This is a genomic window from Streptomyces sp. BoleA5 (genome assembly GCF_000373665.1).
Lineage (GTDB): Bacteria > Actinomycetota > Actinomycetes > Streptomycetales > Streptomycetaceae > Actinacidiphila.
Window position 1 is genome coordinate 36,634 of the sequence record NZ_KB892121.1, and the last position, 21,250, is coordinate 57,883.

Here is a 21,250-nt window from a genome sequence, read left to right on the forward strand (position 1 = left end):
GCCGCGTCGGGCCGGTGACCGGATCAGAGCCCGGCGAGCACCGCGAACGGGTCGGCCGCGCCGCCGTTGTCGACGGCCGCGATCCGGCGCCGCAGGGTGAACGCGGCGCCCGGTTCGATCGTCACCTGGCGCTGGGTCATCACCCAGATCCCGCAGGCGTACGCGGTGAAGCCCGGCTCGTCGTAGAGCAGGCCGTACGTCTGGCCGTCGGAACCGGTCATGCCGACCCAGGGAGCCGTCGGCTCGAAGTCGGCCGGGGCCGAGGCGGTCACGGTGCCGTACCCGGCGACGCCGCTGCGCTGGCCGGCGCCGTCGTGGTCCAGGACGTCGCCCAGCCAGAAGGTACGGGCCTGCGTCCCACGGTTGGTGAAGACGCTCTCGGCGGTGACCCAGGGCTCGCCCTCGCCGATCGTGAAGGTCGTGACCACCTCGACGTCGGGGACCTGGGTGGTGGCGCCGGTGGCCCGCGCGGAGGCCACCGGGCCGCCTGCGGAGAGCACCTCCAGGGCCGTGGACCGTACGGTGAGCTGCTGCCAGGCGTTGCTCCCGCGCGGGCGAGCCGTCGAGGCGTACGGCAGGTTCATCCAGTCCAGCTGGTCCAGATGGCCCACGGCCGCCAGGTCCAGCGGCTTGCCCAGGGTCACCGCGGGCAGCTGCGGATCCTGGGAACCCGCCGACACGGCCAGCGACAGCATGCCGTTGGACAGCGTGACGTCCGTGGCCGCCGCCTGCGACTGCGGCCCCGGCACCGGACGGCCGGTGCCGGCCCGTACCGCGGCACGCGTCAGGGCGACGTCGCCCCGGGTCTGCGCCCCCGCGCGCACGACGGCAGTGGCGGTCCCCGGTTCGTAGCCGACGCCGTTGACGGCGACCGTGTACCGGCCGGGCGGCGCGAACGCCAGGTACTCGCCGGTGGTGTCGGTGGTGACGGCCGCGAAGCGGGTGCCGTCCTCCGCCGTGACGGTGACCTGGACGTTTGCGAGCGCCTTCCCGGTCGCCTTGTCGGCGATCCGGCCCACCAGCCCGTCGCCGGCGTCGATCCGCCGGGCCCCGGGCAGCCCGTCGCGGACCTCGAAGGCGGCGATGGTGAAGGCGGGCGAGGCGGCGTCGTCGCCCTTGAGGACGATGCGCAGGTCGGCGCGCCAGCGGTCGGGGGTCACGTCGCACATCACATAGCCGCGGTAGGTGCCGTTGTAGAACTTCACGTGCGGGTTCGCGACGAGGCCCGCGCGGACGTCGGCGTCCCAGCCGGCACCGGAGGAGATCGACGTGCCGACGAACTCGGTGGCGACGACCGGCGCGTGCGGGTCGTCGAAGTCCGTCGTGAGGTCGTTGACCCAGTGCGTGTGCCAGTCGCCGCTCAGGACGACCGGGTTGGCGACGTCGCGGTCGGCGAGGAAGTCGAGGATGCGGGCGCGGGCACCCGCGTACCCGTCCCACTGGTCGAGATTGACGATCTTCCCCGGGCCGAGGTCGTAGTCGAAGGCGGCCATGATGGTCTGCTGGGCGATGACGTTCCACTGCGCCTTGGAGTGGTCCAGATTGCCGAGCAGCCACTTCTCCTGCTCCGGACCCGTCATCGTGCGCTCCGGGTTCCACACCTCGGGACCCGGCTCCTTGCGGCCGTCCCCGTACGCCTGGTCGGTGCGGTACTGGCGGGTGTCGAGCACGCTGAACTCGGCGAGCTTCCCGAACCGGACCTGACGGTACATCAGCGCGTCGGGGCCGGTGGGCCGCTGCTCCGGCCGCAGCGGCAGGTGCTCGTAGTACGCCTGATAGCCGTTGCCGCGGCGCTCCAGGAAGGGACGGCCGTCGCCGGCGCCGCCCGGCACGTCCGCCGCGTAGTTGTTCTGGACCTCGTGGTCGTCCCAGGTGACGAAGAACGGGAACCGGGCGTGGGCCGCGCGCAGTTCGGGCGAGGTCTTGTAGAGAGCGTGCAGCCGGCGGAACTCGGTGAGGCTGCCGGCCGTCGTCTCGTAGATGTAGTCGCCGAGGTGGAGGACGAAGTCGAGGTCCTGCTCCGCCAGATCGCGGTAGGCGGGATAGGCGCCGCCGGTCCACGACTGGCACGACACGAACGCGAACCGCATCCGGTCGGCCTTCGCCCCGGGCGGCGGCATGGTCCGGGTGCGGCCGGTGCGGCTGCGGACCTCGCCGTACTGGAAGCGGTACCAGTACCAGCGGTCGGGGGCCAGGTCGTCCACGACGACGTGCACCGTGTGCGCGGACTCGGGCAGCGCCGTCACCGCGCCGCTCGCCACGACCTTCCTGAAGGACTCGTCCTTCGCCACCTCCCACCGCACCTCGACGGGCGTCGCGGGCATGCCGCCGGTCTCCGCGTCGAGCGGGTCGGGCACCAGACGGGTCCACAGGACGACGCTGTGGTGGTCCGGGTCGCCGGAGGCGACGCCAAGCGAGAAGGGCGCGGGGTCCAGTTCCGCGGCGCGCGCGGAGAGCGCCTCGGTCAACTGGCCCGCGGCCAGGACGCCGAAGGTGCCGCCCGCGAGGGCGAGGAACCGGCGGCGGTCGAGGGTGCGCAGAGCGGTGCTGGTAGTCACGTCCCAAGATCGTGCAGCGCCCCGCGACCGGGCGGGTGTCTGCGCCGGGAAGGGAGGGTGACCACCACATGTCGGGCAGGGGCAGTCACGTGCCCGGTCAACACCCGCCACCCGAAAGACCGGTTCCGCACCTCCCTGAGACCGGCCACGCCCCAGGGAGGGGTGTCGGGCCGTGGACCCCCGAGGAGCGGCCGGAGAACGACATCGCCACCTCGACCGGATCGAGCGACTCCTCCGCGCGGCCGGCGCCCTCTCAGGCGGCCCGCAGACGTGATGGGTCGCCGGAGTCGCCGGGCAGGTCCTGCTCGACCCAGACGACCTTGCCGCCCGGCGCAGGCCGGGACCCCCAGCGGCGGGAGAGCTGTGCGATCAGGAACAGGCCGCGGCCGTTCTCGTCCGTGATGCCGGCGTTGCGCACCCGCGGGGCGCAGACGTTGGTGTCGGACACCTCGCAGGTCAGGACGGCGTGCCGCTTCAGGCACAGGGTGACGGCGCCGGATCCGTGGCGCACGGCGTTGGTGACGAGTTCGCTGACGATCAGCTGGGTGGAGTCCATGAGGCCGTCCAGACCCCAGGCGCCCATCTGGCCGGCGACCAACTGCCGGGCCTCGCCCGCGGCATGACCGTCACTTGGCAGTGTCCAGGAGGCCGACCGGCTGGCGCCGAGTGAGCAGGTCCGAACCAGGAGCAGGGTGACGTCGTCGCACGACACCTGTCCGGCGACGGACTGCGTCGCACGGTCGCAGAGGTCCTCCAGGGATCCGTCCGGCTCGGCGAGGGCGTCGCCCAGACTGTTCATCCCCTCCTCGATGTTGTGGTCGCGGGACTCGACCAGGCCGTCGGTGTAGAGGGCGATGAGGCTCCCCTCGGGCAGCTCCAGCTCCACGGACTGGAACGGGTCGCCGAGGCCGAGGCCGAGGCCGAGCGGCGCTCCGGCGGGCAGGTCCGGGAAGGTGACCCGGCCCTGCGGGTCGACGATCGCGGGCGGGGGATGCCCGGCCCGTGCCATCGTGCACACGCGGGTGGCCGGGTCGTAGACGGCGTACAGACACGTGGCGCCCACGACCGCCGCCGTCCCGTTCACGGGCTCGGTGTCCTCCTCCTCGACCAGTCGCTGGATCGTGTCGTCGAGGCGGGACAGCAGCTCGGCGGGTGGCAGCTCCATGTCGGCCAGGGTGCGGACGGCGGCGCGGAGCGTGCCCATGGTCGCCGCGGCGTGGAGACCGTGCCCGACGACGTCGCCCACGACGAGCGCCACGCGGGCGCCGGAGAGCGGGATGACGTCGAACCAGTCGCCGCCGACCCCGTGGTCCAGGTCCGCCGGGAGGTAGCGCGACGCGGCCTCGACCGCCGTGCCGCCCCGCAGTCTGCGGGGGAGCAGATTGCGCTGCAGGGTCAGGGCCGCGGCCTGCTCGCGCGCGTACTGCCGCGCGACGTCCAGCGCCCGCGCGGCGCGCCCGACCAGTTCTTCGGCCAGCAGCAGGTCACCCTCCTGGAACGGCGTGGGATCCGTGGTGCGCAGGAACAGCGCCACACCCAGGAGGGCGTTCCGCCCCCGGATCGGGACGACCATCAGGGAGTGGGCCCCGTGCGCGCGGACCCTGTCCCGAATCGCTGGGACCTGGTCCATCCATGTCCCCGGAGCGGTGTCCAGAAGTGGCTCCAGGTGAGTTCTCCCCGTGCTCAGGACCTTCAAGAACGGCGACGCCGCCGGCACCGTGACCGGTCCCCCGCGCACCCACGGCGACTCCGGGGTCCCTTCATGGATCGAGGCCAGCCCCGCACGGCGCAGAGCCGGCCGGCGTTCGCCCGTGGCCCCCGTACGGGCGGGCGAGCCCTCACCGGACGGCGCCGACTGCTCCAGATCCACGGCGACGAAGTCGGCGAGCAGCGGTACCGCGATGTCGGCCAGCTCCTGACTGGTCTGCATCACGTCCAGCGTCCCGCCGAGCCGCGTTCCGGCCCCGCCCACCACGGCGAGGCGCTCCCGCATCAGACGGCTCTCGGCGATGTCGGCACTGACCAGACACACCCCCAGCGATGCGCCGTCGGCGCCCTGGAGCCGTTGGAACGAGGCCGCGAGAGGGTACCCATGGCCCTTGCCCACCGGCAGCCACGTCCGGTACTCGTACACCTTCGTGGTGCCGCTCAGCAGCACCTGCTGCGTCATGGCCTCGAGCGCCTCCGCCCGGGGGCCGGGAGCCACCTCGGTCAGCCGGCGTCCGAGCCGCTGGTCGCACGGGATACCGTCATGCTCCGCCATCACGTCATTGGCGAACACGCAGCGCAGTTGCGGGTCGCGTACGGCGACCCCGATCGGAGCGCGGCCCAGAAGCGGTCCACTCACCAGGCTGCTCATCGCGTCACCGGAGAGCGTGCCGGTGTCGACCAGCGAGACGAACCAGCGCACCGCTCCGGCGAGACCGCGCAGCATCGTGATCCGCAGGCATGCCTCGATCACGCGTCCGTCCCGGTGACGCACCGCCGTCGTCCCCGACCAGCCGTTCTGCGCACGGCAGTGCTTGACGAAGTCCGATGTGCTCTGCCGCTCGCCGAACAGCGGCAGCACCAGTGCGGCCGGCCTGCCGACCACACATCCGGCCAGGTGCCCGACGAGGTGTTCGGCGGCCTGCGTCCATCCGACGACGGTTCCCTGCTCGTCGAGCATCGCGATCGCCGTGTCGGGTATCTCGAGCCTGTTCGATCGCTTACCGAGCGAGACAGTCTCGAAGCTCTTCGTGGTCATCGAACCGTCGTCCTTGCCTGGGGGTGGGATCGGTCTCGCGGCGGACGGTCGAAAATCCGCCGGTTACTTGACAGACCAAGCAACCGGCTCTTTTGTGACAGAAGCCACATACGGACACGTTCCCGCCGAGTCCACCAGGGCGACGGCGAGGTCGTACGCGGAGCGGTTGCCCCGTCCGGCGTCCCGCCGCCGACAAGGTGCCTCGCGCGTCCGATCCGGGGCCTGTCCGGCTCCGGGCGTCGACGGCGGCGACGGCCGGGACGGAGAAGGTCGCGTATGCCCTGTCCGGCCTGGTCGCCGCGCACCCGGCCGTCCGGAAACCGTCCGAGGCGTGGCTGCGGCCGGATCGGTCGCCAGTGCCGCATCACGGGCAGCGTTCGCGCCGTTCCGGTGCGGACCGGCAGATGTCGGTGTTGCGGGTCCGCGTAGTCTCGCGGGGTGCATACACACCGCAGCTTCCGGAACCCTCCCGCGCTGCCTCACGAGGTTGCGGTCGAGACGCTGGAGCGCCCTGGGCGACCGCTCGCACGAGACCGAGGCAGCGAGTGTCCTGGTCGGGAGTGCGTTGAACGACGACGACCGGGAGTTCGTCGAGCACTGGTGCACGGAGGTCGGGACGCGGGCGCACATCCTTGCGCATGCGCATGCCACAGGCGCAATCGAGTTCCGGACTCCACCACGTCCCTCCCCGGGCCGAGAGGGCGGACCCTGCCCGGCGGACCCGGGAGATCGGTGCCGGGTTGGACGGGATGGGCGGGAAGCAGTAGACGCTCGACGCGCACTGCGTGGGGCGAGCCCGCGCCGCGGAGCGCTGGCGTCCCGAGTCCGTGTGAGCGGGCGCAGAGCTTCGACACCGAACCCCCTGAACCCCTCCTTGGGTGACACCATCTCCTCCTGATCAACCGTGCGGAAGAAGGGTGAGGCCGTGGTTCCCGGCGACGAGGTGGTCAAAGCGCTTTTGACGGCGGTGGCGATCCTGGAGGATCTCGTCCAGGTAGGGCACGACTCGCACATGGCGTTGAGTGCCCTGGAGGGGATCGCCTCGGAGCTCGGCAAGATGAGCTCTGGTGAGCGTCGGCGATTCCTCGAAGCGCTGGAGCGCGTGGCCGCAGACGAGCCGGACCGAGCCACATGGATCCGAGGCCTTCCAGCGGCGTTGGGCCTTGATCATCCGTGATCGAACTTGCCTCCAGCGACAGGAAGGCGCTCTGTGGCGGCGTCCCGTCCTCCTCTCGACCCGTGTGTTTCCTCAGCCGGACTGCTTGCCGGTAGAACCTCGACACGGATTCGGCACGCAGTGTCCCGGCGAATCTGTACGGTGCGTACGACGCGCACGTACAGGTGAAGTGTTGGGGGCGGGCATGACGGCGTATCTGACTGAGGCTGATCCACGATGGGATAAGCACTCTGGTGAAGCAGGGCACTACCGGGACTCGGAGTGGGGTCCGCAGGACTTGGAGCGCGCCGCGAAGTTCTTGGCCGAACTCGCTCCGCAGGCCTGGAAGGTGTTCCGGTACCTGCTGCGCAACCCTGGTCGCGCGATCCACTGCACGGAGTTGGTGGACAAGGCCCTGGGCGGGCCGAACGAGAGCGATCCGGCGCGGCGCGTGGCGGGGGTGCTGTCCGGGATGAGCAAGGGACACGGCAACAGTGAGCGGCGACTTCCGTTCTACTGGTGGGAGGCTCCCGAGGGGAGCGTGGGTGCAACGTACGCAGTCCGCCCCTCGGTGGCAGCGGTGTTCTTGGCCGCTCAGCTCGACGCCACATGATTTCCACAGCCGTAACCGACGCCCGGTGGCGGTGACCTGCGGTCACCGGATCGATCACTGCTCTGAGCTGCTGCTGCTGCTGGGCTGTCGGCGGTTGTCGGCTTCGGTCACCAGCGAGTGCCCTTCCACGGCCCGAGGCGACCCGGGAGGGCACTCGGTTGTTGAGGAAACCCGCTAGGGAGTGCGTCGAAAATATTTTCAGGGCGATCGTCAGGCTGCCCCGCTACGGTGCGGGCATGGTGAATTTCGTGCTGGTTGCAGGTGCGCGGCTCGGGGCGTGGGCGTGGGACGAGGTGGTGCCGTATCTGCGTGCGGCCGGCCACGGCGTTTACCCGTTGACGCTGTCCGGTCTTGCTGACAAGCGGGGTGTGCTGGCAGGGCAGCAGACCCACGTCCAGGACATTGTTGCCGAGGTCGAACGCCAGGGTCTGTGTGACGTCGTCCTGGTCGGTCACAGCTACTCGGGCATCCCGGTCGGTCAGGCCGCGGAGCGGATCGGCGACCGGCTGGCCCGCGTGGTATTCGTCGACTCCAGTGTTCCAACTGATGGCGAGTCCTTTGCCTCCGTCTGGCCGGACGGCGGGGCGGGGGTGAAGGCATCGATCGCCGAAAATGGAGGGTTTTGGCCGCTCGTGCCCGCAGCTCACTACGACGGCGAGGGTCTCACCGATGAGCAGATCGCACGCCTCGTGCGTGGCTCGACGCCGCACCCGGGCGCCACGCTGACCGAGCCCGCCCTGCTCGCAGGGCTGCTCGGTGACCTTCCGGCGACGTACATCCAGTGTCTACTCGCCGGGGCCGAGCTCGACGACGACGTGGCCGAACTGCTGAACAGCGAGTACTGGCAGCTGGTCAAGATGGACACCGGCCACTGGCCGATGTTCTCCCAGCCGCGCGAGCTGGCACAGATCTTGCTTGACGCAGCCGGGGAGTAACTGCAGGTCCATGCCTGCGCGCTCCCTTTGAGCGGGTATCACATGTGCTGGTCACAGCCATTCGTTGATGGCTGCTACGAAGACCGTGGCCTCGTAGCGGACCTGCTTGGTGTCGTAGCGTGTGGCCACGGCCCGATACCTCTTGAGCCGGTTGACGCCGCACTCGACTGCGTGGCGCTCCCGGGAGTCGACCGGGTCGAATGCGGGAGGCCGACCGCCTCGGGATCCTCGCATCGTGCGGTTGGGGGCCTGCTCGGCTTTGCCGGGGATGGTGCAGCGGATGCCGCGCCTGCGCAGGTAGGCCCGGTTGCCACGGGACGCGTAGGCCTTGTCCGCCCGTACCCGCCGGGGCCGGGTTCGGGGACTGCCGGGACCAGGGCGGGGAACCCGTACACGCTCCAGGACCGTCTCAAACTGGGGAGAGTCGCCCCGCTGTCCGGCGGTCACGACGATCGACATGGGATTCTGCCCCCGTTCGACCGCCAGGTGCACTTTGGTGGTGAACCCGCCGCGCGAGCGCCCCGGCCCATGGTCACCCGGCTCGACGAAGACACCACCGGGCGGCTCCTTCTGCAGCTTGCCCCGTTTGCGGGCTCCTACCGCGTGTGTGATGGGCCCGGCAGACCGTGGAGTCGACGTCGAGGTGACTTGCGTGGATCAACGGCCCTAGAGTGATGCGCGGTTGCCGCATGGCGTGCGTTCCCGCGCCGTTGGGCGGGCCGTCGGTCGGCATCTGGGGGGATGAAGTGTTCGGTCTGATGATTCTGGCGGTTGTGTCCGCTCTTGTCCTGTGGCTCTCGTGGCGCATCTTCCGGGGAGGCCGCGCATTGCGTAAGCGCGGGGTCCGGACTCAGGCGAAGTGCGTGAACATCGCAGGGGGGCCGAACGGAAACTTCAAACTCACGATCGAGTTCACGGCGGACGGCGGCCAGGGCGTACGCACGACGGTTGCCCCGTTCGACGTGCCGCCCGTCCGTCCAGGGGGCCTACTCGGGGTGGTCTACGATCCGCTGGAACCCGTCAACGTGTCGACTCCCGACCGTGTGGGGAACGGCAGGGTGGCCCTCTCTTTCGTGGTTGTCTCGGCAACGGCGCTTCTGCTCACGGCCGGCCTGATCGCACTCAACGTGCTCGCGCTTGTGCTCGGTTAGGCGTGCTGGCGGGACGGTCCCCGAACTGAGGCGTGCCTGACAGGTGGTCACCTGGCTGCATTGTGCGACCCGCCCGCCATGCGGTGCCTCGGGTTCCGTGCCGGGAGTCGGTACGGCTCTTCCCGCCACTCAAGGCCCATGGGCCGTCGGCCTCCGGACCGGACGAACAAAGAGAGGTGCACGACGACGGTCCCAAGGGCAGCCGCCGCAAGCGGTCGCTTTTCTCGCCGGCGATGTGCAGTGGCGCGTTGCGGCGGCAGCGGATGCGTCAGGCGCCCACGCGGGAGCGTGCGGGGGAGCAGTGGACCGAGAGCGACCACGTCTCACCACCCGCACTGGGTGCCCGGTGGAGCCGCGGAATCCGTCCTGCTCGTTCACGCGCGTGGCGGGAAACGCCGGCCTTCGCGTGATCCGGCTGCGCGACGCCCGGCACGGCCGCGCCATGCGCCGTCGTTGGTCAGCCTCGACTTCCGTCAAGCGGCCTCGGACGGCCCACAGACGGCCCGAGCCGCTTCGCTTTCAATACGGGCGACTGCATGACGACGCCACCGGGGAATCACAAGCGCAGCCAAGATCAGTCCCAGGCCCGCCAGAACAGGGCCCCCGTAGATGATCACAGCGAAAAGAGTCCCAGCCGTCTCCATGTCCCCTCCCCGCAGCTGATCGTAGCCTGCGGCCTCCGGCACGAGAGTGGTACGGGCTCCGCGCTGGTGAGGCTCTCGATGCGATCTACGGGCATGGCGGTCCCCGAGGTCTGCTGGGCACGTGGCGAGGACGCCTGAGGCCGCCGGTGGGCAGCAGTGGTTGCTGCGGTTGCCGTACTTCACTGCCGTACACGCCTGCCACGCCGGGACTCGCTGCTGTCACCGAGCCAGGCGATCTGTCACAGGCGATCCGGGGTGCCTGTGGACAACCCCGCCCTGGTTCAGCGCCTCGACAAGGCGACCTACCACGGTGTCGCGCGGCCCAGGGTCTCGTTGGGCCCCGCTGATGATCGGCGCCGACACGGTCGCCCAGGCCACCCGCACCCGCACGCTCGGCGTCTGCGTCGCGTCGGTCGTCGCCGTCCTGCTCCTCCTGCCGTTGTCGTCGCTCCTGTGAGTCGCGCCGTGCGGACCGTGGCCCGACGGGGAAGGGACGTTCAGGGCGTCAGGGCGTCAGGGCGTCAGGCCGGCCAGGACGGTACGGGCGGCGGCGCGGAACTCCTCGTCGTCGCGGATGATGTCGATCTGTATGCCGGATCCCACGATGCGGCGTTCCCCGTCGGCGAGTCGGCGCATCCGCTCGAGCTGGGCGGGGGTGAACGCGGTGGGGCCGAGGGCGGCCAGGGCCTTCAGCGCGGTGAGCGCGGAGTTGAGATACGCGCCCGACTCCAGCGAGGGGAGGACGCGCTCGGCGAGTTCGGTGAGCGGGACGCCGGCCGGGCGGTCGCTGCCGGGGTGCAGGGCCACCAGGGCGCGCACGGCGGCCGCGGCCGTGTCCGGGTGGTCGAGCATCGCCGTCAACCGCGGTACGGCCGCCCGCGCCGCGGGGCCGACGAGGGCCGCGACCTCCGCTGCCCGCTGGCTGACCCGGTCGCCCCAGGGCTGCTCGGCCCAGGCCAGGCCTTCCAGGACGACGGGCAGCACGCAAGCCTGATCACCCGTCAGTTCCCAGATCACGGTGGCCGCCGTCAGCGCCGCTTCGGCCGCGGGGACGGTGGAGCGGTTCTCCACCGGTTCGGCCAGCAGCGCCCGGAGACGGGGCAGCAGCGGACGCGCCTGTTCGCCGAGCGGTGCGACGGCGCGAAGGCAGTTGTCGCGCGGACCGTTCGGCTCGTCGAGGGCGGTCCCCAGGACCGCGAGCAGCGCGGTCGCGTCGCCCGTCAGCGTGTGGAGCGCGGCCGCGGCCGCCTGCCGGTCCGGCACCGACCCGGTTCCGGTGCGGGCCCTGAGCGCGGCGACCACCTCCGGGTCGCGCCCGGCGTCGGCGACTGCGGCGAGCGCCCGGCCGGTCGTGAACGTGTGATGGGGGAGGGCGGCGATCAGTTCGGGCAGCGCCGCGCGGGCGGAGGGGCCCCAACCGGCCAGGAGACCCGCGAGGTGGACCGGTTCGTTGACGTCGGCGAGGCCGCCCGCCACCAGCGACTGCCGCGGGCCGGCCGTCGTGGCGCCGTCCGTCCGGGCCGCGAGCCGGGCCCGGACGGCGTCGAGCAGCGCCTGGGTGCACGGCAGCGGAGCCGGAGGCCTCTGAGTGGTGCGATCGAACGCCGCTTTCACAGCGCGCGGCCGGTCCTCGATCCCTCGCGCCAGGAGGTCCGCGGCCTCGGGCGCGCCCACTCTCACCAGAGCTGCGAGCGCACGGTCGGCGTGCTCTCCCGCCCCTTCGGCCATGCGGACCAGTGGAGGCACCGACTGCGGCACGGGTACGGCCCAGTCCCGTATCGCGTCGATGACGTCGCCCGCGGTGTCCGGGTGGTCGAGCAGCGGCAGCATCGCGGGCAGCAGCCGTGCCGGGGCGGTCCTCGAGCGCAGCGCGAGGCACTCGGCCGCCCATGTCGCCTCCTGGGCGGCCTCCTTGGGGTGAGCACCGGCGCGAACGGCTTCGGCCGCGCGGCCGAGCGCCGAGACGGCGACGTCGATCGCGGCGTCGGCGTCCCCACGCTCGTGGAGTCCGGTGACCAGGTACTCCAGAGCCTCGCGTTCCCACTGGCCGCCCGCTGTGTGCGGCTCCAGCGGAGACAACTCCGCCACGACGGCGGCCGAGTCGCGATCCCACGGCTGACCGGTGTCCACGATCGCCAGCAAGGCCGCCACCCGCACCTGCGGGGGCTCCGCCGTCCGCCGCGCCGCCGCGCACCATTCCTGCGCCGCGCCCGGGTCGACGGCGGCACACGCGGTCAGCACGTCCGCCCGCACCGTCGGATCGGTCTCCACCGTCCAGCGGGAGCGCAACGCCGCCCGCGCGTCCGCTCCGGCCCCGGACCCGCACTGGGCGACCGCCCAGGCCGCACACTGCCGCACCTCGGGGCCGGCGTCCGACAACAGGGGCAGGAGGAGCGGAAGTTGTGCGATGACCGCCGCACGTGCTGCGCCCGGCCGTTCGAGATCGTGCTCTCGGCTATGGCGCCCAGCATGCCCAGCAGTTCCGCGCCGCGCACACCCGCCGCCGCGAGGCGCGCCAGGAAGGGCACGGCGGGAACCGTCGCCCGGTACACCGTGCCCTGGTGAACGAGGCTGCTCCACAGCTCCTGCTCGGCCTCCTCCGCGGACTCCTCGTCCGTGGCGGCCAGCGCCCGCAGCAGGTCGGGGACATCATCGGCGGGGCCGTAGGCGTGGTGCAGCTCCGGCCAGGCGATCCGGCCGAGACCGGCGAAGACGGTGTCGAGATCCATGCTGAAGATCGTGACACGAGGGTCCGACAACTCCGGGCCCGGGCGGGAGGCGATCGCCTCCCGCCCGGGCCCGGCGGCACTCGGGTGTCTACGCCCGCGCCTCGGCGACGGTCCGTCCGCGGTCGGTCCGCGGGAAGCGGTCGAGCATGGCGCGCAGTTCCGCGCCGTCGACGTTGGCGCCGAAGGGCTCGGTGCCCGGTTCCAGACGGACGCCCTCCGAGAGCCGTCCGGCGACGACGGGGTCGAAGCCGAGCGCGTCCACGAGGCGGGCGACCTCGGCGAGGTCGCCGGGGTCGTCGCCGGCGATGGCGATCGCCTTGCGGCCGGGCGTCCCGGCGGGCCGGGCCCCGTCCTCCAGGTCGTGGTAGCCCATGTGGTTGAAGGCCTTCACCACGCGGGAACCCGGCAGGAAGGCCTGCACGGTCTCGCTCGACGACGTGCGCGGGTCGGTGAGGTCGTCGCGTATGCCGTCGACCTCCCACCAGTAGTTCATCGCGTCGATCACGAGCTTGCCGCGCAGCGCCTCCGCCGGGACGGTGCGGTACTTGCCCAGGGGGAGGGCGAGGACCGCGAGGTCGGCCCGGGCGGCGGCCTCGGCGGCGGTGACGGCGACCGCGCCCGGGGTGAGGACCTCCACCGTGAGCGCGATGGCGGCGGGGTCGCCCGAGCCCGCGATCAGCACGCGGTGGCCCGCGGCCAGGGCCAGCCGGGCCAGCACGGTCCCGACCTTGCCCGCGCCCAGGATGCCGATCGTGCGCACGCCCTCGGTGTCCATGTCCTTCTCTCCGTTCCTGCGTCAGCTTCGGCGTCAGCCCGCGAGGATGTCGCGGACCATGGGGATGACCTTCGTGCCGTACAACTCGACGGCACGCATGCGGGCGCCGACCGGCTGGGGGCCCACGGTGTAGATGAGGTCGAACCGGCCGACCCCCAGGTCGCCGACGGCCTGGGCGATCTTGCGGGCGACGGTCTCGGGCGACCCGACGTACATGGAGCCGTGCTCGATCTCGGCGTCGTACTCCTCACGGCGGACCGGGGGCCAGCCGCGCAGCTTGCCGATGCGGTCGCGCATCACCTTGTAGCCGGGCCAGAACCCCTCGCGCGCCTCCTCGTCGGTGTCCGCGACGAAGCCGGGGGAGTGCATCCCCACCGGGTGGGCTGTCGTGCCGAACTGCTCCGCGGCGCGCCGGTACAGGTCGATGTAGGGCGCGAAGCGCGTGGGGGCGCCGCCGATGATGGCGAGCATCAGCGGGAATCCGTAGCGCGCGGTGCGGACGACCGACTGGGGCGAGCCGCCCACGCCGACCCAGGTCTGCAGCCGCCCGGAGTCGGTCTTCGGGAAGACGTCGGCGTCCTGCAGCGGGGCCCGTGTGGTGCCGCTCCAGGTCACCGGCTTCTCGTCGAGGAGCTTCGCGAAGAGCTCGATCTTCTCCTCGAAGAGCACGTCGTAGTCGCTGAGGTCGTACCCGAACAGCGGGAAGGACTCGGTGAAGGACCCGCGGCCCAGGATCACCTCGGCCCGGCCCTGGGAGAGGGCGTCGACGGTCGAGAAGCGCTGGAAGACGCGGACGGGGTCGTCGGAGCTGAGGACGGTGACGCCGGAGCCGAGCTTGATCCGCTCGGTGCGCGTGGCGATCCCGGCGAGCACGGTCTCCGGAGTCGACACCGAGTACTCGGGGCGGTGGTGCTCACCGAGTGCGATGGCGTCGACGCCGATCTGGTCGGCGACGACGGCCTCGTCGAGGACCTGCCGGATGGCGGCCGCGTGGGAGACGGGGGCACCGGTGTCGTCCACCGGTACGTCGCCGAACGTGTCGAGGCCGAAGACGAGGTCAGACATCAGCAGGTTCCTTCGTGAGCAGTTCGCGCACCATCGGCGCCACTTCCCGGCCCAGGAGTTCGATCGTGCGGGCGCGGGCCTGGCGGGGCAGGTGCATGATGTCGTACTTGAGGTCGAAGCGGTTCAGGTGGAGGTCGCGGGCGACCCGGGCGATCTTGTGCGCCACCGTCGCGGGGGAGCCGACGAAGAGCGCGCCGTCGGCGACCTCCGCCAGGTAGCGCTCGTACGAGGGCCGGTAGAAGCCGCGCTCCTCGGAGAGCGCGGTCATGACCGGCTCCCAGTACCGCCACCAGGTCTCGACGGCCTCCTCGTCGGTGTCCGCGACGAGGCCCAGGGAGTGCTGGCCGATGGGCTGGACGGGGTGCCCGGCCTGCTGGAGGCCGCGCCGGAACAGGTCCACGTGGCCCGCGAAACGCTGCGGGCGGCCGCCGATGATCGCCAGCATCAGCGGCAGCCCGTAGCGGGCGGCGCGCAGGGTGGAGTTGGGGCTGCCGCCGACGCCGATCCAGGTGGGGATGCCGCCCTCGCGCATGCGCGGCCGCAGCAGCTGGCCGGCCAGCGGGGTCCGGACGGTGCCGGACCAGGTGACCTCCTCCTCCCGCTGCAGGCGCATGAAGAGGTCGAGCTTCTCGTCGAAGAGCCGGTCGTAGTCGGAGACGTCGTGGCCGAACAGGGCGAACGACTCGGTGACCGAGGCCCGTCCGAGGACGAGTTGCGCGCGGCCGTCCGACACCGCGTCCAGGGTGGAGAACGCGTGGTAGAGCCGCACGGGGTCGTTGGTGCTGAGCACGGTCACCGAGGTGCCGAGCCTGATGCGCTCGGTGGCGGTGGCCATCGCGGAGAGCAGGACGGGGGTGGCGGTGTCCATGTGTCCGGGCCGGTAGTGCTCGCCGACGCTGAAGACGTCGAGCCCCGCGGCGTCGGCCAGCGCGGCCTCCTCGACGAGCAGCCGTACGGTCTCGGCGTCGCTCAGTGCGCGGCCGTCGTCCGTCGCGATCTCGCCGAACGAGTTCAGGCCCATTTCGAAGGCAGTGGGCGTCATGGTCCCCTCCTGTCGCCTCCGGAACGGCTCCGCGCCCGGCGGCCAAGTGATTGACGCGTCAAGCATGCATCGATATGATTGACGTGTCAAACAGAGGGGTGCTCATGGGACGCAGACACGGGCCGCTGCCCACCACCGAAGAACTCCGGATCTGGCGTGACTTCATCGAGACCACGGAGCGGCTCCGCTCCCATCTCGCGTCGCGCCTGCAGAGCGACTCCGCGCTGTCCCCCGGGGACTACGCGGTCCTGCTCGCGCTGCACGAGGCCGAGGGCCACCGCCTGCGCTCCTCCGAGCTCGCGGCGGCGATCGGCTGGGAACGCAGCCGCCTGTCGCACCACCTCGGCCGCATGGAACGGCGCGGGCTGATCCGGCGCGTGGAGTGCGCCACCGACAACCGGGGCGCCGAGGCGGTCCTCACCGACGACGGCGCCCAGGCCTTCCGGCTGGCCACACTGCCGCACCTCGGCGCCGTCCGGGAGATGTTCGTCGACGCCCTCACACCGGAGCAACTGGCCGCCGCCGGAGCGATCGCCCAGGCGCTGCGCGCCCGGCTGGACACCGCCTCCGGCTCCTCCTGAGGCCTGGGGCCCGGCCGGGCCCGGTCAGGCCCGGTCAGTGCTGGTCAGGGCCGGGCGTAGCGGTCGCTGATGGCACCGCGCAGGCCCGCGGCGTTCCGCAGTGCCTGCCCCCGCGCGGCCTCGTCCTCCCAGGCCGTCATGTCGGGGAGGGTGGGGATGCAGACGAGTTCACCCATGTCCAGGCCGGCGAGCGCGGCGCGGACGAGGTCGCCGGCGTCGACGAACGACTCCTGCGGGAACAAGGAGGAGTCCACGCCGGAGGCCTCGAAGAACTCGGTGCGCACGGGGCCCGGCAGCACGACCTGCACGCGGATGCCGCTGCCCTCGACCTCGCGTTGCAGGGCCCGGGAGAAGTGCAGGTCGTAGGCCTTGCTCGCGGCGTACGCGGTGCCGCCGGGCGGTGCGTGGAAGGATCCGATCGACGACACGTTGATCAACGTGCCCGAGCCGTGCCGGTCGAAGGCGAGCAGCGCCGCCCGGGAGAGCCGGGTCAGCGCGAGCACGTTCACCGCGACGAGGCGGTCCAGGTCCCCGGGCGCCGCGTCGCGCAGCGGCCCGAGGGCACCGAGCCCGGCCGCGTTGACGACCACGGCGAGGCTGCCGTGGTCGAGGACGGCCCGTTCCACCCGGGCCAGGTCGTCCGGGTCGGCCAGGTCGGCGGCGAGTACGGTCGCCTTGAGACCGGTCTCCCGGCGGACGGACTCGGCGAGCGCGGCCAGCCGGTCCGCGCGGCGGGCGACGAGGACCGGCGTGTAGCCGCGCCGGGCCAATTGCTCGGCGTAGCAGCGCCCGATTCCCGAGGACGCGCCGGTGATCAGCGCGGCGCGGGCGCCATCTGCGTGTTCATGGACCATGGGCACCTTCCGGGTCAGGGTCCGGACCCGTCCTGTCGTGCGGACCCGGTCCTCCCATGGTCGGGCCGGGAAGCCCTGCCGCGCCCCGCGGACGGCCTTCGCGTCGCGGCCTCGCGACCGGCCGCGCCGCGTCAGGCCCCGGTCGAGGACCGCCAGACCCAGTTGCGGCGCTCGTACGCCACCTGGAAGCCGAGCCGGAGCATGTTGTGCAGCGAGGAGTTGCGGGTGCCGGGTGCCTCCGCGCCGGTCTCGGCGACCAGCACGCGGCAGCCGAGGTCCCGCGCTCTCAGGGCCCGGGCGGCCAGCAGGGCGGTCTGGCCGCCGCGCTTGCGGGCGTGCGGCAGCACCGCGCCGGCGAAGAACTGTGCCGCGTCGCCATCGGCGTGCATCGTGCCCGTGCCGACGATCTCCCCGTCCAGCAGGGCCGCGAACGGATGCCAGCCGCGCCGTCCCACCGAGGCCGCGGTCATCCCGGCGTAGTGCTCCTCGGGCATGCCGAACGCCCGGGTCACCACCGCGCCCCACTCCTGGGCCTGGTCCGCCTCCACGGGGGCGACCCGGATTCCGGCGGGCGGCTCCAGCGCCCGCGCGCGGGTCACGGCCTCCTCGACGGGGCAGGCCAGCTTCACCCAGGACGAGCCCGCCGTGATGCCCTCGCGGGCGCGGATGTCGTCCCAGTCCTCCGGGAGGAAGGCGGGCGCGATCTGAAGGACGGCCTGCGACGTCCCCTCCGAACGGTAGAAGTCGCAGACCGCACCGATCACCTCGGCCGTGACCGGGGCGGTGACACCGAAGCCGAGCGCCTTGCTCCAGAAACGGGTGGGGTCGTCGCGCATCGACAGCACGACGCCGCCGCCGATCCGCGCGGCGTTCATCCCGAGCGCCGCCCGGACGGAGTCGGGCACCTCCGTCTCGAACCGGTACAGCGCCTCGGCCTCGGACCGCTCCGCGACCGCCGGGGGGACCACTGCGTTCATGTGAGGCCTGGCTCTCTTCTCTGGTGCGCGTCGCCCGCGGGCCGGAACACCGCCCCCACCGGGGAGGGGGCGCGCGGATCATATATCGACAATGTGACGTACGGGATTCCGGTCCAGGCGCCGGTGTCAGTGGCCTGCGGCAGAGTGCCGCCCATGATCGACGAACGAGCACTCGACGCCATCGACTGGTCCTCCATGCACCACGCCTACGGCGCGGCGGACGAGGTTCCGGTGTGGCTGAGGGACATGGCCTCCCCGGACGCCGAGACCCGCCGGAAGGCCGTGAGCCACTTCTACAGCGCCGTCCACCACCAGGGAGACGTGTACGCCAGCACGACGGCGAGCCTGCCCTTCCTCTTCGCCCTGGCCGACGACCCCGCCACGCCCGACCGGGCCGCGATCGTGCGGCTGCTGGTCAGCATCGGGGCGCACGCGGTCGAGCGCTGCGGGTACGACTACGTGGACGGCCCGGACTACAAGGGCAGCGCGGTCGTGGTGCGCGAGCGCGCGGACGCCTTCGTGTCCTACGCCCGCGACGACGACCGCCTGGTGCGCCGGGCGGCGATCGAGGGCCTGGGGTTGTTCGTCGACGACGCGGCCCGGGCGGCCGCACTGCTGCGCGACCGCCTGCCCGCCGAGGACGGCACCGAGGAGCGGCTGCTCGTCGTCGAGACGACGGCCACGCTGGCGCTGCGCCTGCCGGCGGCCCGGGACGCCGCGACCGCCTGGCTCGACACCGTGGCCTCCGACGAGGCGGTGGACCCGGCGACCCGGCTCGCCGCCCTCGTTCACGGCGCCCGCTGCGCCCCGGAGCGGATCGTCGCCGGCACCATGCCCCGGGCCGTCGGCCTGCTGCGGCTGAGCACGCCCGCCCCTGAGACCGGCACCGGAGACGGGGCCGCCGGGTCCGGCACCGGGGGGTGCCGGTGCACCGCGCCCGAAGAACCCGAAGCGCCCGCGGAGGCGTCGCGGAACGCGCCGCCGCAGGTCGTCGCCGCGTTCGACGACCTCGACCGGCACAACCGCACGCACTCCCCGCTCACCTCCCTGCTGCGGACCTTCCACAAGGTGCTGGACTTCCGCGTCGCCGATCGCACCGCGCTCGTCACCGAGCAGATCGCCAGCCCGGATCCGGCCGTCCGCCACGACGCGATCCGTATGGCCAAGGAACTCATGGGCGCCTGGCGCGGGGACCACTCCGCGCTGGTCACGCAGCTCGCCGGCTGCCTGCTCCCCGGCCATTCGTACACCGCCGCCGAAGCGGCCGAGGTCCTCGGCGCCCTGAGCCCGATCGCGGAACCCGCCCGCGAAGCCCTCGCCGCGTACGTCCTCGCCCTGCGCGACGCGCACGGACCGGAGGTCTGGGCCGCGCCCTGCCCACTGCTGCGCCGGGCGCACCAGCAGTCCGTCATGGCCCTCGCCCGCCTCGGTGACATGCGCGCCCTGCCCTGCCTGCTGACGGCGCTGGACGGTGGCGTCGACGCCTGGCGCGCCGTGCAGGTGGCAGGACACCTCGCCCCCGCGGCCGACCAGTTGGTGCCGCGACTGTGCCGGCACCTCACCGCCGAGGACCCGTCGTCGGAATGGGCGGACATGAGCACGAACGCCCTGCTCTCCGCCCTCGCCCGGCTGGGGGATCCCGCCGCCGTACCCGCGATCACCGCGATGGCCACGGCCTCGGCGCGCCACGGGCAGTGGCGCACCACCGCCTCCGCTCTCAAGGCACTGGCCGCCTTCGGGACCGGTGCCGCACCCGCCCTCGAAGCGGTGCGGGTGCTGGCGCAGGCCGACGACCCCTCCGTCCGGACGGCCGCCGCGGCCGCACTGTGGGCGGCGGAAGGGGATCCGGCCACCGTGGTGCCCCTGCTGGACGGCCTCCTCGACGGTCACGGGAACCGCGAGGCGGCCGACGCGCTCGCCCGGATCGGACCGCCGGCCGCCCGGGCGCTGCCGCGCCTGCGGAACATGCTGACCGCCGACTACGAGTGGACCCGCGCCCATGCCGCGAGCGCCCTGTGGGACATCGGCGGCCCGGCCGAGGCACCCGTGGTGGTGCGGACCCTCCTCGCCGCCTGGGAGGAGAACGACGCGACCTCGAACCTCGTACTGGCCTGCTTCGACCGGATGGGCCCGGCCGCGGGTGAGTCCCTGCCCCACGTCCGTGAGGAGCTGACCCGCACCCGCCGCAGTGGCCGGTTCCGAGACGTCGGGCACGACGAGAAACTGCAGCGGATGTGCCGCACCGTCCTCGCGCGCCTGTCCTGAGGCCCGGGGAGGGCCTCATCGCCGCGACCCGCGCGTCACCCCATGTCGTGGTGCGCGTGCTCCCCGCCGGAGGACGTCTCCCCGCCGGAGGGCGTCTTCGCGCCACTCTTCCCGGACGTCGCCGCCCCCGCGGCGTGGTCCGGATGGTGCGGTTCGTAGCCGGGGATCGTGCCGTCGGGCTTCGCGACCAGGAACAGACCGGCCATTCCCATGTCGGAATGGCTCTGGACGTGGCAGTGGTACATCCACGCGCCGGCGCCGACGTGTTCGCCCGCGATGATCTGGAAGCCGAAGGAGTCCGCGGGCCCGGTGATCTTGTTGTCGATCACCCGGCTGGGGTCGTCGGGGCCGGTCAGCAGGCCCGTCCTGTTGTCGGCCCAGCGGTGACCGTGCATGTGGAACGTGTGGTAGTACTCGCCGTGCGTGATCATGATGATCTCGACACGATCGCCCACCGTGGCCTCGAAGTTCGGGGTCTCGGCGCCGGTCCTGTTGTTGATCGTCATGTCGTTGAAGACGATCGTGAACTGCTTGTCCGGCAGGATGTCGCCCTTCCTGCGCACGACGACCGGCCCGTAGAGGCCCTTGCGGATCCCGCCCGTTCCGTGGTCGGTGCCCACCACGTGGTCGTGGTAGTGCCAGTAGCCCGCGCTGCCCGGCCGCCACGTGCCGTCCTTGCGCCGGCCCGGAGCGTGGGTGCGCCAGGTGTACGTCCGCGTGCCGCCCGGTTCGACGTGACTGCGGGTCATCCGGGTGCCGTCGCTGGCGATGTCGTAGTCCATGCCGTGGACGTGGAGGCTGGCGTCCACGTCCGAGGCGTTCTCGAACTCGATGTGCAGGGTGTCGCCTTCGACCAGTTCGATCAGCGGGCCGGGCACGGTGGCCTTGCCCTTCTCCAGGCCGTACCCCATCCGGCCGTTCGGCAACGTCTCGGCGTAGAGCTTGAGGTGGCGCACCTGGCCTCCGGCCGGTGCGGTGGGCGGGGAGGGCTCCGCGGAGGAAGCCGTGGGGACGGAGGCCACCGCGAGCGAGGCCGTCCCGGTGGCGGCGACCACGCCACCGGCCAGCAGCCGCCGGTTGAAACTCCTTCGGTCCAAAGCCATACCGGTCTCTCCAGTGCCGTGAGGAGACGGTCGGGGCGCGAGGGTCCCCGGGGACG

General features: G+C 72.2%; 17 protein-coding genes and 1 pseudogene. 7 read left to right on the top strand and 11 right to left on the bottom strand.

Annotated elements, in window-relative coordinates:
* Window positions 1–23 precede the first annotated feature (23 nt).
* Together B085_RS46305 and B085_RS0129125 are read right to left on the bottom strand one after the other, a co-directional pair.
* Window positions 24–2,558, bottom strand: coding sequence for an alkaline phosphatase D family protein (locus B085_RS46305; RefSeq protein ID WP_018562135.1), 2,535 nt, complete (start codon window positions 2,556–2,558; stop codon window positions 24–26).
* Window positions 2,559–2,811: 253 nt separating this feature from the next.
* The gene (locus B085_RS0129125) at window positions 2,812–5,304 is read right to left on the bottom strand and encodes a SpoIIE family protein phosphatase (RefSeq protein WP_018562136.1); all 2,493 of its coding nucleotides are present in this window, start codon (window positions 5,302–5,304) and stop codon (window positions 2,812–2,814) included.
* Between the two features lie 904 nt (window positions 5,305–6,208).
* Between B085_RS0129125 and B085_RS44155 the strand changes: the two genes are divergently transcribed.
* The 3 genes from B085_RS44155 to B085_RS0129140 all read left to right on the top strand — a co-directional run bounded on the left by B085_RS44155 (window position 6,209) and on the right by B085_RS0129140 (window position 8,008).
* Window positions 6,209–6,481: a hypothetical protein gene (locus B085_RS44155; protein WP_158689851.1), complete on the top strand. Its 273-nt coding sequence runs from the start codon at window positions 6,209–6,211 to the stop codon at window positions 6,479–6,481.
* Window positions 6,482–6,665: 184 nt separating this feature from the next.
* Window positions 6,666–7,073: a DUF6416 domain-containing protein gene (locus B085_RS0129135; protein WP_234018681.1), complete on the top strand. Its 408-nt coding sequence runs from the start codon at window positions 6,666–6,668 to the stop codon at window positions 7,071–7,073.
* Window positions 7,074–7,309: 236 nt separating this feature from the next.
* Window positions 7,310–8,008, top strand: coding sequence for an alpha/beta fold hydrolase (locus B085_RS0129140; protein ID WP_026251554.1), 699 nt, complete (start codon window positions 7,310–7,312; stop codon window positions 8,006–8,008).
* 51 nt (window positions 8,009–8,059) lie between these two features.
* On the opposite strand, the gene B085_RS47470 is transcribed toward B085_RS0129140, so the two are convergent.
* Complete coding sequence (locus tag B085_RS47470; RefSeq protein WP_324603887.1) at window positions 8,060–8,620, bottom strand: IS5 family transposase; 561 nt, start codon at window positions 8,618–8,620, stop codon at window positions 8,060–8,062.
* Between the two features lie 77 nt (window positions 8,621–8,697).
* Between B085_RS47470 and B085_RS0129150 the strand changes: the two genes are divergently transcribed.
* Window positions 8,698–9,159, top strand: a complete 462-nt coding sequence (locus B085_RS0129150) for a hypothetical protein (RefSeq protein WP_018562141.1) — start codon at window positions 8,698–8,700, stop codon at window positions 9,157–9,159.
* Window positions 9,160–9,335: 176 nt separating this feature from the next.
* Window positions 9,336–9,601 (top strand): annotated as a pseudogene (locus B085_RS51075) (site-specific integrase); the annotation flags it as partial.
* Between the two features lie 715 nt (window positions 9,602–10,316).
* On the opposite strand, the gene B085_RS0129160 reads toward B085_RS51075, so the two are convergent.
* From B085_RS0129160 to B085_RS0129180, 5 genes are all read right to left on the bottom strand, one after another.
* A complete protein-coding gene (locus B085_RS0129160; RefSeq protein WP_234018682.1) occupies window positions 10,317–12,044 on the bottom strand; it encodes a hypothetical protein in 1,728 nt (575 codons plus the stop codon).
* Complete coding sequence (locus B085_RS51080) at window positions 12,038–12,532, bottom strand: hypothetical protein (protein ID WP_026251557.1); 495 nt, start codon at window positions 12,530–12,532, stop codon at window positions 12,038–12,040. Before B085_RS51080 ends, B085_RS0129160 begins: the two co-directional genes overlap by 7 nt.
* 88 nt (window positions 12,533–12,620) lie before the next feature.
* Window positions 12,621–13,307 carry an NADPH-dependent F420 reductase gene (locus B085_RS0129170; RefSeq protein WP_018562143.1) on the bottom strand — a complete coding sequence of 229 codons (687 nt, stop codon included), beginning with the start codon at window positions 13,305–13,307 and terminating at the stop codon, window positions 12,621–12,623.
* Window positions 13,308–13,340: 33 nt separating this feature from the next.
* Window positions 13,341–14,372 carry an LLM class flavin-dependent oxidoreductase gene (locus B085_RS0129175; RefSeq protein WP_018562144.1) on the bottom strand — a complete coding sequence of 344 codons (1,032 nt, stop codon included), beginning with the start codon at window positions 14,370–14,372 and terminating at the stop codon, window positions 13,341–13,343.
* A complete protein-coding gene (locus B085_RS0129180; protein ID WP_026251559.1) occupies window positions 14,365–15,414 on the bottom strand; it encodes an LLM class flavin-dependent oxidoreductase in 1,050 nt (349 codons plus the stop codon). The genes B085_RS0129175 and B085_RS0129180 overlap by 8 nt, the downstream gene beginning before the upstream one ends.
* A 104-nt stretch (window positions 15,415–15,518) precedes the next feature.
* Here B085_RS0129180 and B085_RS0129185 point away from each other — a divergent pair, with 104 nt between their 5' ends.
* Entirely contained in the window at window positions 15,519–15,995 is a 477-nt protein-coding gene (locus B085_RS0129185; protein ID WP_018562146.1) for a MarR family winged helix-turn-helix transcriptional regulator, read from the top strand.
* 44 nt (window positions 15,996–16,039) lie between these two features.
* Here the strand turns inward: B085_RS0129185 and B085_RS0129190 are convergent, their stop codons facing one another.
* Window positions 16,040–16,849, bottom strand: a complete 810-nt coding sequence (locus B085_RS0129190; protein ID WP_018562147.1) for an SDR family NAD(P)-dependent oxidoreductase — start codon at window positions 16,847–16,849, stop codon at window positions 16,040–16,042.
* 131 nt (window positions 16,850–16,980) lie between these two features.
* Window positions 16,981–17,826, bottom strand: coding sequence for a GNAT family N-acetyltransferase (locus B085_RS0129195; protein WP_026251561.1), 846 nt, complete (start codon window positions 17,824–17,826; stop codon window positions 16,981–16,983).
* Window positions 17,827–17,979: 153 nt separating this feature from the next.
* Between B085_RS0129195 and B085_RS0129200 the strand changes: the two genes are divergently transcribed.
* Window positions 17,980–20,091: a HEAT repeat domain-containing protein gene (locus tag B085_RS0129200; RefSeq protein ID WP_018562149.1), complete on the top strand. Its 2,112-nt coding sequence runs from the start codon at window positions 17,980–17,982 to the stop codon at window positions 20,089–20,091.
* 35 nt (window positions 20,092–20,126) lie between these two features.
* On the opposite strand, the gene B085_RS44160 is transcribed toward B085_RS0129200, so the two are convergent.
* Complete coding sequence (locus B085_RS44160) at window positions 20,127–21,188, bottom strand: multicopper oxidase domain-containing protein (protein ID WP_078620121.1); 1,062 nt, start codon at window positions 21,186–21,188, stop codon at window positions 20,127–20,129.
* Between the last annotated feature and the right edge of the window lie 62 nt (window positions 21,189–21,250).

Excerpts from the sequence above, each read along its gene's own strand:
- B085_RS0129150 (WP_018562141.1), top strand. The coding sequence starts at position 8,698 with ATGGCGTGCGTTCCCGCGCCGTTGGGCGGGCCGTCGGTCGGCATCTGG.
- B085_RS0129190 (WP_018562147.1), bottom strand. The coding sequence starts at position 16,849 with ATGGTCCATGAACACGCAGATGGCGCCCGCGCCGCGCTGATCACCGGC.
- B085_RS0129195 (WP_026251561.1), bottom strand. The coding sequence starts at position 17,826 with ATGAACGCAGTGGTCCCCCCGGCGGTCGCGGAGCGGTCCGAGGCCGAG.
- B085_RS0129170 (WP_018562143.1), bottom strand. The coding sequence starts at position 13,307 with ATGGACACCGAGGGCGTGCGCACGATCGGCATCCTGGGCGCGGGCAAG.
- B085_RS0129185 (WP_018562146.1), top strand. The coding sequence starts at position 15,519 with ATGGGACGCAGACACGGGCCGCTGCCCACCACCGAAGAACTCCGGATC.
- B085_RS0129180 (WP_026251559.1), bottom strand. The coding sequence starts at position 15,414 with ATGACGCCCACTGCCTTCGAAATGGGCCTGAACTCGTTCGGCGAGATC.
- B085_RS0129125 (WP_018562136.1), bottom strand. The coding sequence starts at position 5,304 with ATGACCACGAAGAGCTTCGAGACTGTCTCGCTCGGTAAGCGATCGAAC.
- B085_RS0129200 (WP_018562149.1), top strand. The coding sequence starts at position 17,980 with ATGATCGACGAACGAGCACTCGACGCCATCGACTGGTCCTCCATGCAC.
- B085_RS51080 (WP_026251557.1), bottom strand. The coding sequence starts at position 12,532 with ATGGATCTCGACACCGTCTTCGCCGGTCTCGGCCGGATCGCCTGGCCG.
- B085_RS0129140 (WP_026251554.1), top strand. The coding sequence starts at position 7,310 with ATGGTGAATTTCGTGCTGGTTGCAGGTGCGCGGCTCGGGGCGTGGGCG.
- B085_RS0129135 (WP_234018681.1), top strand. The coding sequence starts at position 6,666 with ATGACGGCGTATCTGACTGAGGCTGATCCACGATGGGATAAGCACTCT.
- B085_RS0129175 (WP_018562144.1), bottom strand. The coding sequence starts at position 14,372 with ATGTCTGACCTCGTCTTCGGCCTCGACACGTTCGGCGACGTACCGGTG.